This is a genomic window from Flexivirga lutea (assembly GCF_054778955.1).
This window is the reverse complement of record NZ_BAAGZB010000001.1, coordinates 224,174-237,307: the sequence shown is the minus strand read 5'-3', so window position 1 is coordinate 237,307 and position 13,134 is coordinate 224,174. Positions and strand designations below refer to the sequence as shown.

General features: G+C 69.9%; 17 protein-coding genes. 14 read left to right on the top strand and 3 right to left on the bottom strand.

Translation table 11 applies throughout. From position 1 onward, the window contains the following. Positions 1-21: 21 nt before the first annotated feature. Genes ACYVBN_RS01230 through ACYVBN_RS01210 form a run of 5 tightly spaced genes read left to right on the top strand, consistent with a single transcriptional unit; the run spans position 22 to position 5,407 of the window. Positions 22-1,284, top strand: a complete 1,263-nt coding sequence (locus tag ACYVBN_RS01230; protein ID WP_460598969.1) for an NAD(P)/FAD-dependent oxidoreductase — start codon at positions 22-24, stop codon at positions 1,282-1,284. Next, a complete protein-coding gene (locus ACYVBN_RS01225) occupies positions 1,281-2,006 on the top strand; it encodes a DUF1365 domain-containing protein (protein ID WP_460598968.1) in 726 nt (241 codons plus the stop codon). Before ACYVBN_RS01230 ends, ACYVBN_RS01225 begins: the two co-directional genes overlap by 4 nt. Beyond that, complete coding sequence (locus ACYVBN_RS01220) at positions 2,003-3,319, top strand: class I SAM-dependent methyltransferase (RefSeq protein ID WP_460598967.1); 1,317 nt, start codon at positions 2,003-2,005, stop codon at positions 3,317-3,319. Before ACYVBN_RS01225 ends, ACYVBN_RS01220 begins: the two co-directional genes overlap by 4 nt. Then, positions 3,316-4,632 (top strand): class I SAM-dependent methyltransferase, encoded by a 1,317-nt coding sequence (locus ACYVBN_RS01215; protein ID WP_460598966.1) that lies wholly within the window; start codon positions 3,316-3,318, stop codon positions 4,630-4,632. The genes ACYVBN_RS01220 and ACYVBN_RS01215 overlap by 4 nt, the downstream gene beginning before the upstream one ends. Then, on the top strand, positions 4,625-5,407 hold the full coding sequence (locus ACYVBN_RS01210; protein WP_460598965.1) for a DUF1295 domain-containing protein: 783 nt from the start codon (positions 4,625-4,627) through the stop codon (positions 5,405-5,407). Before ACYVBN_RS01215 ends, ACYVBN_RS01210 begins: the two co-directional genes overlap by 8 nt. 24 nt (positions 5,408-5,431) lie before the next feature. On the opposite strand, the gene ACYVBN_RS01205 is transcribed toward ACYVBN_RS01210, so the two are convergent. Next, positions 5,432-6,310, bottom strand: coding sequence for an oxidoreductase (locus ACYVBN_RS01205; protein ID WP_440280724.1), 879 nt, complete (start codon positions 6,308-6,310; stop codon positions 5,432-5,434). 96 nt (positions 6,311-6,406) lie between these two features. On the opposite strand from ACYVBN_RS01205, the gene ACYVBN_RS01200 reads away from it, so the two are divergent. The 4 genes from ACYVBN_RS01200 (at position 6,407) to ACYVBN_RS01185 (ending at position 8,919) form a co-directional block, all read left to right on the top strand. Beyond that, the gene (locus ACYVBN_RS01200; protein ID WP_460598964.1) at positions 6,407-7,330 is read left to right on the top strand and encodes a ribokinase; all 924 of its coding nucleotides are present in this window, start codon (positions 6,407-6,409) and stop codon (positions 7,328-7,330) included. A gap of 70 nt (positions 7,331-7,400) precedes the next feature. Next, on the top strand, positions 7,401-7,871 hold the full coding sequence (locus ACYVBN_RS01195) for a hypothetical protein (RefSeq protein WP_460598963.1): 471 nt from the start codon (positions 7,401-7,403) through the stop codon (positions 7,869-7,871). A gap of 20 nt (positions 7,872-7,891) precedes the next feature. Next, positions 7,892-8,371 (top strand): hemerythrin domain-containing protein, encoded by a 480-nt coding sequence (locus ACYVBN_RS01190; protein ID WP_460598962.1) that lies wholly within the window; start codon positions 7,892-7,894, stop codon positions 8,369-8,371. Between the two features lie 53 nt (positions 8,372-8,424). Further along, positions 8,425-8,919 (top strand): NUDIX hydrolase, encoded by a 495-nt coding sequence (locus tag ACYVBN_RS01185; protein ID WP_460598961.1) that lies wholly within the window; start codon positions 8,425-8,427, stop codon positions 8,917-8,919. A 3-nt stretch (positions 8,920-8,922) separates the two neighbouring features. On the opposite strand, the gene ACYVBN_RS01180 is transcribed toward ACYVBN_RS01185, so the two are convergent. Then, complete coding sequence (locus ACYVBN_RS01180; RefSeq protein WP_460598960.1) at positions 8,923-9,450, bottom strand: GNAT family N-acetyltransferase; 528 nt, start codon at positions 9,448-9,450, stop codon at positions 8,923-8,925. Positions 9,451-9,522: 72 nt separating this feature from the next. Here ACYVBN_RS01180 and ACYVBN_RS01175 point away from each other — a divergent pair, with 72 nt between their 5' ends. The 3 genes from ACYVBN_RS01175 to ACYVBN_RS01165 all read left to right on the top strand — a co-directional run bounded on the left by ACYVBN_RS01175 (position 9,523) and on the right by ACYVBN_RS01165 (position 11,325). Further along, positions 9,523-10,167: a dihydrofolate reductase family protein gene (locus ACYVBN_RS01175; RefSeq protein WP_460598959.1), complete on the top strand. Its 645-nt coding sequence runs from the start codon at positions 9,523-9,525 to the stop codon at positions 10,165-10,167. Positions 10,168-10,174: 7 nt separating this feature from the next. Then, positions 10,175-10,675 (top strand): hotdog family protein, encoded by a 501-nt coding sequence (locus ACYVBN_RS01170; protein WP_460598958.1) that lies wholly within the window; start codon positions 10,175-10,177, stop codon positions 10,673-10,675. Positions 10,676-10,740: 65 nt separating this feature from the next. Continuing rightward, positions 10,741-11,325: a carboxymuconolactone decarboxylase family protein gene (locus ACYVBN_RS01165; protein ID WP_460598957.1), complete on the top strand. Its 585-nt coding sequence runs from the start codon at positions 10,741-10,743 to the stop codon at positions 11,323-11,325. A gap of 45 nt (positions 11,326-11,370) precedes the next feature. On the opposite strand, the gene ACYVBN_RS01160 is transcribed toward ACYVBN_RS01165, so the two are convergent. After that, complete coding sequence (locus tag ACYVBN_RS01160; RefSeq protein ID WP_460598956.1) at positions 11,371-11,937, bottom strand: dienelactone hydrolase family protein; 567 nt, start codon at positions 11,935-11,937, stop codon at positions 11,371-11,373. Positions 11,938-12,000: 63 nt separating this feature from the next. On the opposite strand from ACYVBN_RS01160, the gene ACYVBN_RS01155 reads away from it, so the two are divergent. Then, a complete protein-coding gene (locus ACYVBN_RS01155) occupies positions 12,001-12,606 on the top strand; it encodes an ArsR/SmtB family transcription factor (RefSeq protein ID WP_460598955.1) in 606 nt (201 codons plus the stop codon). A gap of 19 nt (positions 12,607-12,625) precedes the next feature. Then, positions 12,626-13,066, top strand: coding sequence for an alternative ribosome rescue aminoacyl-tRNA hydrolase ArfB (arfB, locus tag ACYVBN_RS01150; protein WP_460598954.1), 441 nt, complete (start codon positions 12,626-12,628; stop codon positions 13,064-13,066). The last annotated feature ends 68 nt before the right edge of the window (positions 13,067-13,134 follow it).

The window sequence follows — 13,134 nt, the reverse complement described above, 5'->3', positions numbered from 1 at the left end:
ATCCTCGTCGGAAGGTATGCGGTGGCGGACCATTTCGCAGTCGTCGGTAGCGGTGTCTCCGGCCTGGTTGCGGCGCACGCGCTGGCTCGTACGGCGCGAGTGACCGTTTTCGAGGCGGACACCCGGCCCGGCGGTCACGCACACACCCACGACGTCGCCCTCGGCGACGGGCACAGCGTCGCCGTGGACAGCGGCTTCTTGGTGCACAACGACCGCACCTACCCGACGCTCTGCCGGCTCTTCGACGAGCTCGGCATCGCCACGCAGCCCACCGACATGAGCATGTCCGTCTTCTCCGAACGCACCGGCTGGCAGTACGCCGGCGGCCAAGGCGTCCGAGGCATCCTCGCCGATCCCCGGACAGTGCGCCGTCCCGCGTTCCTGCGGATGCTGCTGGAAGTGCGGCGGTTCCACCGCTCCGCCACTGCCCTGCTGGACTCGCCCGACGACCAGTCACTGATCACCATCGGCGACTGGCTTGCGGGTCAGCGCTTCTCCGACGACTTCCTGGAGCACTTCGCCCGCCCGGTGATCGCCGCGGTCTGGTCCTGCGATCCGCAGGATGCGCTGTCCTACCCGGCGCGCAGCCTGCTGACCTTCCTGCAGCACCACGGGATGCTGACGGTCACCGGCTCGCCCACCTGGCGCACGGTCACCGGCGGGTCGCGCACGTATGTCGACGCCGTGCTCGCCCATCCACGCATCGAGCTGGTGTGCAACACCCCGGTGCGCGCGGTCGCACCCCGCACGGAGGCGGCCACGCTGCTGACCGATCAGGACCAGGCCGACTTCACCGGCGTCGTGATCGCCACCCACCCGGGCACCGCGCTCGGCATGCTCAAGTCACCGACTACGGAGCAGGTCGATGTGCTGGGCGCGATGCGCTACTCGCGCAATCCGGCGCTGTTGCACACGGATTCGTCGGTCCTGCCGCCGGCGCGAGCCGCGCGGGCATCGTGGAACTACCGGCTGCCGACGAGCACACAACATGGTGTGCTGGTCTCCTACGACATCACCCGGTTGATGCGGCTGCCCACCCCGGGCGGCCGACGGGTCCTGGTCACGCTCGGCGGCGCCGAGCACGTCGACCCCGACACCGTGCTGGCCGAGATGGACTACGAACACCCGCTCTACACCTCGCAGTTCGTCGCCGCCCAAGCACGCCTGCCGCGGCTGAACGAACGCCGCCTGGCGTTCGCCGGCGCTTATCACGGGTGGGGGTTCCACGAGGACGGTGCACTGTCCGGCCTGCGGGCGGCCGAAGCGCTGGGCGGCCGCTGGTGACCGCCACCCCGTTCCTCGCCACGGTCCGCCACGTCCGGACAACTCCGCTGCGGCACGACTTCACCTACCGGACCTGCAGCTGGGTCACCCCACTGACCGACACCGACCCGAGTCTCGGGATCCCCTGGTGGCAGCGGCCTTTCGTGAAGTTCCGGGCGGGCGACCACCTGGGCACGACCGACTCCTGGCGCGCGAACATCGAAGCGTTCGCACAGTGCAACGGCCTCGATCTGCGCGACTGCGGCATCACCGCGCTGAGTGGCGCGGCAACCCTCGGGCATGCATTCGACCCGCTGACCCTCTACTGGGTCACCTCACCGGACGGCCCGGTCGTGGCCGTGATCGCCGAGGTGCGCAACACGTACGGCGAGCGGCACGCCTACGTCATACGACCCGACGAGCGCGGCCGCGCAAGCGTCGGCAAGGAGCTCTACGTCTCGCCCTTCAACGACATGTCCGGCAGCTACACGATGTCGCTCCCCCGGCCGGGCACCGAGGGCTTCGACATCCACGTCACACTGCACCGGCCGGGACAGGCGCCGTTCGTCACGTCCTGGTCCGGCAAGCGGCCGACGACGTGGCGCGAACACCTCACGCTGGCAGCGCACCTGCCGTTGTCAGCCCAACTCGTCTCGGCGCGGATCCGGATCCAAGGCATCTACCTGTGGGCCCGCCGCCTGCCGATCCAACCCCGACCGACATCCCACGAGGAGTTGTCATGACCACCGACCGATTCGCTCGCCCGCTGGGGACACCGCTGCCCCCGTCACCGCACGAACCCGCGCAGCGCGACCACACCGCGGCGGCTGCGATCGACCCGGAACGCTGGCCGGACGTGGCACGCATCCCCCGCGGCGCGCACGCCGCGATCGCCGCACGGATCGGTGCGCGAATCTTCCGGCAAGCGGTGTCCGGACTGGCGATCCGCGTGATCATGCCGGACGGCTCGGTGTTCGGCGGCGACCGGCGCACGGATGCGCCGACGATGGTCGTCCACGACGCCGACGCGCTGATGCGACGCATCGGCCACGACCGGTTGATCGGCTTCGGCGAGTCCTACCTGGCCGGAGAATGGGACAGCAACGATCTCGCGCCGTTGATCGAGCAGTTCGCGCGCGGCGTCGAACGTCTCGTGCCCGCTCCGCTGCGCGCCCTGCGTTCGGTCATCCTGCCGCTGCAGCCCGCCGGCGACCGGCCGGAGCGCGCCAATTCGCTCAGCAACGTGGAGCGCCACTACGACCTGTCCAACGACCTGTTCGCCGGCTTCCTGGACGAGACGATGAGCTACTCGTCGGCGCTGTACGGCCCGGGCGACGACCTGGCCACCGCGCAGCGACGCAAGATGGACCGGCTGCTCGACGAGGCGGCCGTCGGGCCGCAGACCCGGATGCTGGAGATCGGCTCCGGCTGGGGCGGCCTGGCCCTGCGCGCGGCCGAACGCGGCGCCACGGTCGACAGCGTCACCCTGTCGGTGCAGCAACAGACGTGGGCCAATGACCTGTTGGACCGCTCCGGGGTGGCGGACCGGGCACACGTCTCGCTGCGCGACTACCGGGACGTCAGCGGCCGGTACGACGCGGTGGTGTCCGTCGAGATGATCGAGGCGGTCGGCCTGGAGTTCCTCGACACCTACTTCGAGCAGATCGGCACGGTGTTGCGTCCGGGTGGACGTGCCGCGGTGCAGGCGATCGTGATGCCGCACCACCGTGCGCTGCAGACCCATCGCAACTACACCTGGATCCACAAGTACATCTTCCCCGGTGGCGCGATCCCCTCCCTGGAGCTGATCGAGACCGCCGCGGCCCGCGCCGGGCTGCGCATCGTCGACGACCTCGCGATGGGCGACTCCTACGCGCGGACGTTGGACGAGTGGGCGGCCCGCTTCGCGCAGAACCGTTGGCAACTGGCCGAACTCGGCTTCGACGAGACGTTCCGCCGGATGTGGGAGTTCTACCTGCGGTATTCGGAAGGCGGCTTCCGGGCCGGCTATCTGGATGTGCACCAGCTGACCTTCGTCCGGGAGGAGACCCGATGACCGACGTGCGGGCGACGGGTGTCGCCGACACGATCCAGCAAGCGCTGCGTCCGGTGCTGCGCGGCGATCTGCCGATCCGGCTGACCGCGTGGGACGGCAGCACGGCCGGCAGCGAGGGACCAGAGGTTCGCCTCAACGGCCCGGACGCGCTGCGCCGATTGGTCTGGCATCCGGGCGAACTCGGGGCTGCCCAGGCGTATGTCGCCGGGGACCTCGAGCTGGACGGCCCGGTCACCGACATGCTGCAGCACGTCCGTCGGGTCGGCGCCGATCGCGGCCTGGCCGGCCGGCCGCTGAGTCCGCGCGGTGTCGCCGCTGCGCTGCGCGGTGTCATCGCCGCGGGCGGGATCGGCAAGCGCCCGGCGCCGCCGGCCTCGCAGATCCGGGTGCGCGGACGGTTGCATTCCCGCCGGCGCGACAGCGACGTCATACATCACCACTACGACGTGGACAGCGACTTCTACCGACTGGTGCTCGACGACGCGATGGCCTACTCGTGCGCCTACGTGACCCGCGGCGATCTCGGCGGCTCGGAGACCGCCGACTACACCCTGGAGGATGCGCAACGGGACAAGCTGGACCTGGTGTGCCGCAAGATCGGGCTCGACCAGCGGTCCGGGATGCGGTTGCTGGACGTCGGTTGCGGGTGGGGGGCCCTGAGCCTGCACGCGGCCGAGCACTACGGCGCGGTCGTGACCGGTGTGACGATCGCCGCGGAGCAGAAGGCCTTCATCGACAGGCGGATCCACGACCGCGGGCTGCAGGGCCGGGTCACGATCGAGTTGCGCGACTACCGCGACGTCACCGGACGGTATGACGCCGTGGCATCGCTGGAGATGGGCGAGCACGCCGGCGACAAGGGCTACCCCGATTACGCGCGGGTGCTGCACGACGCGGCGACCGACGACGCGCGCATCCTGGTCCAGCAGATGAGCCGGCGCGGTCGGCACCCCGGCGGCGGCCCGTTCATCGAAGCGTTCATTGCGCCGGACATGACGATGCGTCCGGTCGGCGACACCATCGAACTGCTCGAGCAGGCCGGGCTGGAGGTGCGTGACGTGCACGCGATGCGCGAGCACTACGCATGGACGGTGCGGTCGTGGCAGGCACGGTTCGAGCAGCACCGCGAGGCCATCGCACAGTTGGTGCCGGCCGAGACGGTCCGCGTCTGGGAGCTCTACCTGGCGGGCGGCCTGCTGGCTTTCGAGGAGGGCCGGATGGGCGTGGACCAGATCGTGGCGGTGCGCAGCCGCCGCGGGCCGAGTCCGCTGCCGGCGCAACGGCCGGCCACCTGGAGCGACCCGCGTGGGTGACTTCGCCTGGATGGCGTTGGCCAGCGCGGTGCTGCTGGCCTTCGTGCAGGCTGCCGCCGCGTTGTGGTCGGTCCGGGTCAGCCGGTGGGCCGTCGCGGACGTCGTGTGGGGTCCCGGCTTCGCCGCGGTCGCGGTGCTCGGCCTGCTCACCGGCCACGGTGGCATCGGGCGCCGGGTCGCGGTCGCGGCGCTGGTGACGGTGTGGGGCGCGCGCCTCGGCTCGCACGTCTGGGCTCGTTCGCGCAGCCACGGCGGCGACGACCCCCGCTACGAACGTATGGCGCGCGGCCGCAGCACGACCGCGATGGTGCTGCGGGTCTTCGGCCTGCAGGGCGTCCTCCAATGGGTCGTGTCACTGCCGATCCAGCTGATCGCCGTCTCCGCCGACCCGGGTGGCGGACTCTGGGCGCTGTCCGCAGCGGGCATCCTGCTTGCAGCAGCCGGTCTGGTGATCGAAGCGGTCGCGGACCGTCAGCTGCAGCGGTACAAGGCGCGTGATCCGCGGCCGGCGGTGCTCGACACCGGTCTGTGGGCGTGGTCGCGGCACCCGAACTACTTCGGCGACGCCTGCGTGTGGGTGGGCGTCTTCCTCGTTGCGGCGGCCACCTGGCCCGGTGCGCTGACCGTGGTGTCGCCCGTGGTGATGGTCGGACTGCTGGTCTGGGGCAGCGGCGTGCGGCTTGCCGAGCAGGCGATGGCCGACCGCCCGGGGTATGCGCAATACCGCGAGAAGACAAGTGTGTTCGTGCCCTGGCCGCCGCGCGGCGACCGCTGATCGGACCGCGGGGCAACCACTGGGTCACTCGGCGGCCAGCGGGCCCTCCAGCTCAGCGGCCTCGGTGTCGGACAACACGATCCGTCCCGCGGCGGTGTTCTCCTCCAGGTGCGCGACCGACGACGTGCCGGGGATCAACAGCACCACGCCGGCCCGACGCAGCAGCCAGGCGAGCCCGATCTGGGACGGTGTGGCGCCGAGCTTGTCGGCGAGCGACTTCACCCGCGGGTCCTCGGTGACCTTGGGCATGCCGGGGAACGCCGATCCCAGCGGGAAGAACGGCACGTAGGCCACGCCGCGCTCCGCACACAGTTGCAGAGTGGCCTCGTCGTCGCGATGCAGCAGGTTGTAGGCGTTCTGCACGCAGACGGCTCCGGCGTCGATCGCCGTGCGCGCCTCGGCCGGTGACACGTTGCTCACCCCGAACGCCTCCAGCAGGCCGTCCGAGACCAACTCACCCATCGCGGCGAGCTGCTCCTCCAGCGGGTGATAGTTCTCCGCCCCGATCTCCTGCTCGGGCATGACCCGGAGGTTGACGACCGGGAGCCTGTCGACGCCCAACTGGTCCAGGTTCGCCCGAACGTCGCGCTTGAGCTGCTCGGGCGCCTGCGCCGGCAGCCACGCACCCTCGTCGTCGCGGCGCGCGCCGACCTTCGACACCAGCACCAGATCCTCGGCATACGGGTGCAGCGCCTCCCGGATGAGGCGGTTGGCGACCTCGGGACCGTAGAACGCGGCGGTGTCGATGTGGTTGACGCCGAGCTCGACCGCGCGTCGCAGCACGGCGATCGCCTCGTCGTGGTCCCGCGGCGGGCCCATGACGCCGGGCCCGGGCAACTGCATCGCACCGAAACCGATGCGGCGGATGTCATGACCGGCAAGGGTGAAGCTGTCTGTCGTCATACCTCCACCTCAGCACACGCCGGCGGAACGCACAGCCCGACGGTCGGATCAATACGCTGGGCTGGTCGTCCGATCATCGCGAGGAGTGGAGCAGTCATGGCCGCACGGGTCGCCGTGGTGGGTTCGATCAACGTCGACCACACGCTCGCCGTGGATCGCTTCCCACGGCCCGGGGAGACGTTGCTCGCCGGTTCGTTGACGCATTCGGTGGGTGGCAAGGGCGCGAATCAGGCTGCGGCTGCTGCACATGCGGGCGCGGACGTGATCATGGTCGGCGTGGTCGGTGCGGACGCCGAGGGTGACACCGCCCTGCAGGAGCTGGACCGGGCAGGTGTCGACTGCTGCACCGTCGCACGCGTCACCGGCGCGCCGACCGGCAGCGCCTGGATCACGGTCGCGTCCGGCGACAACACCATCCTGGTCGTGCCGGGAGCCAACCACCGATGGTCTGGCAACCCGTTGCCGGTGCAGCGGGATGACATCGTGCTCTGCCAGTTGGAGATCCCCCTCGACGTCGTGCGACGCGCCGCCACGCAGGCCGACACCTTCGTGCTGAATGCCGCTCCCGCACAACGACTTCCCGACGATCTGCTCGCTCGCTGCCACACGCTGCTCGTCAATGAGCACGAGCTGGCGGAGGTGTCGGGGCGTTCACTGGATGCGGCGGACGACGCGGCGGTGATCGGGGCTGCACGGACGCTGCTCGAGCGCGGCGTCCGCACCGTCGTCACCACACTCGGCCGTCGCGGAGCGGTCCTGTGCAGCCCGGGCCGGGCGCTGCGCGCGATCGCACCGGTCGTCGACGTCGTCGACACCACCGGCGCCGGGGACGCCTTCGGCGGGGTCTTCGCCGCACGCCTCGCCGCCGGTGCCTCGCAGCAGGACGCGCTCCGTTGCGCGGTAGCCGCGGGATCGCTGGCGGTGCAGGAGGCGACGGCACGCGGCGCCTATGAGCGATTCGGGACGTTGTCCGTCCTGGCCGATGCAACGCCCGAGGTCACCGTGCTTCCCGCGCGCTGAACGATCGGCGCCACACGTGTCGGCCGCACCCGGCGCCGGCGATTTTTCACAATCGTTTATTGTCATAAATATGTCGAACCTGGGTCATGGCCTGCTGGTGACGGTCCTCGTCCTCAGCACCAGCGTCTGGATCGGTGGCTACGTCGCCATCGCTGTCGTCGCCCGCACCGCCGCGACCACGCTGGACGCCGCGCAGCGCGTGGCGTTCTTCCGCACGCTCGGCCGTTCCTACTTGCGGGTCGGGACACCGGCACTGGTGATCGCCCTGGCGAGTGGTGCGGTGGTGGCACGCAACCACCCCTGGGACGCCGCGCTGATCATCAGCCTGGTCGTGGCCGCGCTGCTCGTCATCCTGCTGGCGGTCGCGGTCCAACAGGCGCGGCGAATGACCCGGTTGCGCCACGCCGCCCTGCAAGCGGACGAGGACCCAGCCACTGTCCCCGCCATCCGACGCGGCCGTCGCTCGGCCGGCATACTGCGCGCAGCACTGGGAGTGCTGAGCGTGATCCTGATCGTGCTCGGCTGTTTCATGGCCGGCTGACCCCCACTCGAGGAGGTTCCATGCCCAACTCGGACGGCCTTGCCGCCGCTCTGACCCGAGAACATCGCGACATCGATTCCGGCATCGAGGAATTCGTCGCCGGCGCCGACGCGGGCGAGCTGCGCCGGGAACCGCTGTGCGCCGCCATGGGGGCGCTACGCCGGCACATCTACCTCGAGGAGACGTTCCTCTTCCCACCGCTTCGGGCCGCAGGGCTGATGATGCCGATCATGGTCATGCTCCGCGAGCACGGCGCCCTGTGGGACGCGATGGACGCCATCGAGACCGCACTCGCCGAAGCCTCACCTGAGCGCATCGGGCTGCTCCAGCAGTGCCGCGACCTCCTCGCAATGCTCGACCAGCACAACAGCAAGGAGGAACCGGTCATCTACCCGCGCGCCGACCTCGACCTGGACGAGGCCGTGCACGACGATCTGGCGGATTTCCTGCACGCCGGCCGGACTCCGGAGGGCTGGGTCTGCGAGGCGGCCGGCCGCTGAGCCGCAGCCACCGCCCGGGACGATGCGCCGAATGCCTCCCTACACTCAGGAACATGCCGACACCCGAGTACGTCACCGGCCTGCGCGAGAAGATCGGCACCGACCTGCTGTGGATGCCGGGCGCGTCGGCATACATCTTGCGGGACGGGCCGCACGGGACACAGGTGCTGCTCGTCCGACGCTCGGACAACGGCCGGTGGACCCCGATCACCGGCGTCTGCGACCCGGGCGAGGAACCGGACGTCACCGCGGAACGCGAGGCACTTGAGGAGGCACTGGTCGAGATCACCGTCGAGCGCCTGCTCGCCGTGACGGCGCTGCGACCGATCGCCTACGACAACGGCGACCGCTGCCAATACCTGGACCACGCCTTCCGCTGCCGCTGGATCTCCGGCGAGGCACGTGTCGGCGACGACGAGTCGAGCGACGTGCGGTGGTTCGGACTCGACAACCTGCCGCCGTTGTTGCCGCGCTTCGAGAAGCAGCTCGCGATGGCAGTCGCCGGCGACGCCCCGGTCCGTTTCGGCGCGACCGGACGCGAGCGCTGAGCCTCAGGACCGGCGCCCGAGCTCCTTCTCCAGCAGGGTGAACTCCAGGTCGTCACGCTGCGGTATGCCGAATCGCTCGTCACCGTAGGGAAACGGCGACCGGGCCCCGGTGTCGCGATAACCGCGTCGTTCGTAGAAGGCGATCAGATCGGTGCGCTGCCGGATGACCGTCATCTCCACGTGCCGGCACGCCCATTCCCGGGCGGCATACGTCTCGGCATACGCGATGGTGCGCTTGCCGATGCCGGCGCCCTGCGCGGCCGGGGACACAGCGAACATGCCGAAATAGGCTCTGTCGCCACGGTTCTCGAGCTGACAGCAGCCCAGCAGTGCATCACCGGCGTCGACCACGAGCAGCACTGCGTCGGCGCGGGTCAGCAGGGCCACCACCTGCTCGGAATCGGTGCGCTGCCCGTGCAGCAGGTCCGCCTCGGTCGTCCAGCCCGCCCGGCTCGCGTCGCCGCGGTATGCCGACTCCACCAGGGCCACCACCGAGGAGACGTCGGCTGGTCGGGCCGTCCGGAAGTTCACGTCGCACACTTCGTCCATGAGGGTCATAGGCTCTCAGACGAACCTGCTGGGCACCTAGCCGCCGGAGGCACGATGAGCCGCACCCGAGTCCACAACCTGTTCGTCTCGCTCGACGGGTACGCCGCCGGCGAGCACGTCACGCTGGAGCAACCGATCGGCGACGCCGGAAGCCTCTTCCGGCGCTTCGACGGTCGCGTCATCCACGGCATCGACAACGCTCCGGACGCACCGATCACCGTCGACCGCGCGCTGACCAGCACCTGGGCGCAAGGCATCGGCGCGGAGATCATGGGCCGGCGCAAGTTCGGTCCGCAGACCGGCGCGTGGCCGGAGGACGGTTGGCAGGGCTGGTGGGGCGACGAACCACCCTTCCGGACACCGGTTTTCGTGCTGACCCATCATCCGCGAGCATCGCTCGAGTTCGCGAACGGCACGACCTTCCACTTCGTCGACGGCTCACCGGCCGAGGTCCTGCAGCGCGCCCGGGACGCAGCGCAGGGCGGCGACGTGCGCATCGGCGGCGGCCCGTCGACGGTGCGGCAGTTCCTCGAGGCCGACCTGATCGATTTCCTGCATCTCGCGATCGTCCCGGTCGTCCTGGGACGCGGCACCAGTCCGTGGGCCGGCCTCACCGACATACAGGATCGCTTCGACATCGATTCGGTCAGCGCGCCCAGCGGATTGGTGCACCAGTTGTGGAACCGCAGGCGGGGTTGATCGCACCATGACATCTGACACGACCCCCGAGACCACCCCCGACACCACTCCCACTGCTCCGACCACGTGGTTCTTCGAGGACTTCGCCGTCGGCCAGGTCTTCCACACGCAGGGCCGCACCATCACCGAGTCGGACATCGTGTCGTTCGCCGGCTGGAGCTGGGACACCAACCCGGTGCACACCGACGTCGTGCATGCCGCGGCCGGTCGCTTCGGCGCACCGATCGCCCATGGCGTGCTCGGTCTGTCGGTGGCGATGGGACTGGTCTCCCGGCTCGGCGTCTTCGAGAGCTGCTCGATCGCGCTGCTCGGCATCGACGGCTGGCGCTTCGAACGACCGGTCGTCGCCGGCGACACCCTGCGCTGCACGCTGACCGTCACCGGCGCCCGCGCCACCAGCAATGGCAGGGCCGGGATCCTCGATCGCGCACTGATCCTCACCAATCAGGACGATGCCGTGGTGCAACGCGGCTCCATCGGCCTGATGGTCGCGCGCCGACCGGCCTGAACCACGCACCGGCGGTCGTCGCCGCTCCTCTTGTGGCGGTCATCGCGCCGGCACCACACTGGATCATGTTCATCGCAGAACCTCCCGCGTCGGCGGAGCGCGACGCGGCATACGACGAAGACCGCCAGAGCGACGGGTATGTCGCCAACCTGACCCGGCTGTGGACGTGGCGTCCGGACGTGCTCGATGCCTTCACCGCGCTCCGGCAGCAGCTCCAGGACACCTGGGAACTCGACGATCTGGACCGTGCCGTGCTGGTCGTCGCGACCGCTCGCGCTCGCGCGGACTCCTATTGCTCGCTCGCGTGGGGCAGCCGGCTCGCCGAGCTCGTGGGCGAGCATCGTGCCGCCGAGACGATCCGCGGACGGCCCGAGGCGCTCGCACCGCGCCAGCGCACGCTGGCCCACTGGGCGCACACCGTCGTTTCCGACCCCAACGCCACCACGCCGGACCAGGTGGCGGCGCTGCGTGAGTGCGGCCTGAGCGATCGCGCCATCTTCGAGGCCACCCTCTTCATCGCGCTCCGGCTCGCCTTCTCGACCGTCAACGACGCCCTGGGCGCCGCCCCGGACCACCAGCTGGCGCAGGCAGCACCCGCCGCGGTTCGCGACGCCGTCACTTACGGGAGGACGCCAACCGCAACATCCTGAATCCTCGGTGCAGCAACGTGATCCCCGCGTATGGCGCCCGACGCGTCAGAGTCCGGCGAGGAAGGACAGGGTCCGTTCGCGCAGCAGACCGGCCGCAGTCGCGTCATACGCCGCCAGCGACGAGTCGGCGAACAGGTGTTTCGTGCCGGAGTAGAGGAACAGCTCGGCGGTCGGCACCGAATCGGCCAGTTGCTGGGCGAACTCCAGGTCCTCGGCGAACCAGTCGTCATCGGTGCCACCGTGGATCTGCACCGGCAGCCCGTCGGGCCATGCACCGAACTCCGAGACGGGCAGGCACGAGTCGAAGAACAACGCACCGACGGCACCGGGGCGGGTCTGCGCCAACTTCTGAGCGGACATCACCCCCATCGAGAACCCCGCGTAGACAAGGCTTTCGGGCAATGCCTCCGCCGCGGCGACGCCACGCGCCAGCACGTTGTCGAAGCCGATCTCCCGCGCGTGCGCGACACCGGACTCCACGTCGCCGAAGGTCCGTCCCTCGAACAGGTCGGGCACGTGCACCGTGTGACCGGCAGCGACCAGTTCATCGGCGAAAGCACGCACTCCGGCGGTCAGCCCCTGGGCGTGGTGGAACAAGAGAATCTCGGACATGGTGCCTTCTCCACTGAATGATCCATAAACTTCGAACGTTCGAAAAAGCTAGTATGTTCTGCCATGGAAGGCAAGATGCCGGACTACGACCTCGCGGACCAGCTCGCGCTGACGACGCCGCAACAGGTGCGCGCGCTCGGCAACCCGCTGCGCAACACCATCCTCGGACTGCTGCACGAGCGAGCCGCGAGCATCACCGAGCTCAGCACGGCAGTGGATCGACCGAAGAGCACCGTCGCCCACCACGTCAAGGTGCTCACCGAGGCCGGATTGGTGCAGATCGTGCGCACCCGCAAGGTGCGCGCCATCGACGAGGCGTTCTACGGCCGGACGGCACGGATGTTCTACGTGGCGCTCGATGGTCAACGCACCGAAAGCCGCGGCAGCGCAGTCGACTTCAACGACCTCGAGGTGGCTGCGGCCGAATCGGGACCGGCATACCGCGAAGGACAGCTGTGGGGCTTCATCCGCCACGCCCGGATCAGCGAGACGCAGAAGCAGGAGTTCTGGCACCGGATGAGGGCGCTGGTGGAGGAGTTCGATGCCCTCCCCCGCCGGGGCGACGTCGTCCACGGCTTCGCGGTCGGCGTCTACCCCATAGCGGACTACCCGCAGCTGCCCCGGACCACTGACTCGGGGGCGGGCGAAGGATCGCCCGACGCAAGATGATCGAGGCAGACTGGCCGGTGTGGACGACCTGCGCATACCGCCGGGACCGGGCGCGCCTGAGGGAATGACGGTGCCGGCCGGTGAGCTCGTCGAGCAGTTCTCGCACGCGTCGGGACGGGGCGGTCAGGGCGTCAACACTGCGGATTCTCGGGTGCAGCTCAGTCTCGACATCGGAACGACGACGGCGCTGACCGAGCCGCAGCGCGAACTCGCACTCGAGCGGCTCGCCATCCGCCTTTCGGGCACGGTGCTCACCATCAGCGCTGCCGAACACCGTTCCCAGCGACGCAATCGAACCGCCGCGCGGGATCGGCTCGCCATACTGCTTCGCAACGCCGTCATCCCGACGCCGACCCGGCGCCCGACCCGGCGCACCCGCGGCTCCCAGCGACGACGACTGGACGCGAAACGAGAGCGCTCCGAGGTGAAGCGGAACCGGAGGCCCCCGCACGCCGACTGACCGACTGCGACCGGCCGATCTGGCAGCCGGTGGACGAACCCGACCTCACCGTCGCCGTGACGGCCTGC

Excerpts from the sequence above, each read along its gene's own strand:
- ACYVBN_RS01220 (WP_460598967.1), top strand. The coding sequence starts at position 2,003 with ATGACCACCGACCGATTCGCTCGCCCGCTGGGGACACCGCTGCCCCCG.
- ACYVBN_RS01215 (WP_460598966.1), top strand. The coding sequence starts at position 3,316 with ATGACCGACGTGCGGGCGACGGGTGTCGCCGACACGATCCAGCAAGCG.
- ACYVBN_RS01205 (WP_440280724.1), bottom strand. The coding sequence starts at position 6,310 with ATGACGACAGACAGCTTCACCCTTGCCGGTCATGACATCCGCCGCATC.
- ACYVBN_RS01200 (WP_460598964.1), top strand. The coding sequence starts at position 6,407 with ATGGCCGCACGGGTCGCCGTGGTGGGTTCGATCAACGTCGACCACACG.
- ACYVBN_RS01195 (WP_460598963.1), top strand. The coding sequence starts at position 7,401 with ATGTCGAACCTGGGTCATGGCCTGCTGGTGACGGTCCTCGTCCTCAGC.
- ACYVBN_RS01190 (WP_460598962.1), top strand. The coding sequence starts at position 7,892 with ATGCCCAACTCGGACGGCCTTGCCGCCGCTCTGACCCGAGAACATCGC.
- ACYVBN_RS01185 (WP_460598961.1), top strand. The coding sequence starts at position 8,425 with ATGCCGACACCCGAGTACGTCACCGGCCTGCGCGAGAAGATCGGCACC.
- ACYVBN_RS01175 (WP_460598959.1), top strand. The coding sequence starts at position 9,523 with ATGAGCCGCACCCGAGTCCACAACCTGTTCGTCTCGCTCGACGGGTAC.
- ACYVBN_RS01170 (WP_460598958.1), top strand. The coding sequence starts at position 10,175 with ATGACATCTGACACGACCCCCGAGACCACCCCCGACACCACTCCCACT.
- ACYVBN_RS01165 (WP_460598957.1), top strand. The coding sequence starts at position 10,741 with ATGTTCATCGCAGAACCTCCCGCGTCGGCGGAGCGCGACGCGGCATAC.
- ACYVBN_RS01160 (WP_460598956.1), bottom strand. The coding sequence starts at position 11,937 with ATGTCCGAGATTCTCTTGTTCCACCACGCCCAGGGGCTGACCGCCGGA.
- ACYVBN_RS01155 (WP_460598955.1), top strand. The coding sequence starts at position 12,001 with ATGGAAGGCAAGATGCCGGACTACGACCTCGCGGACCAGCTCGCGCTG.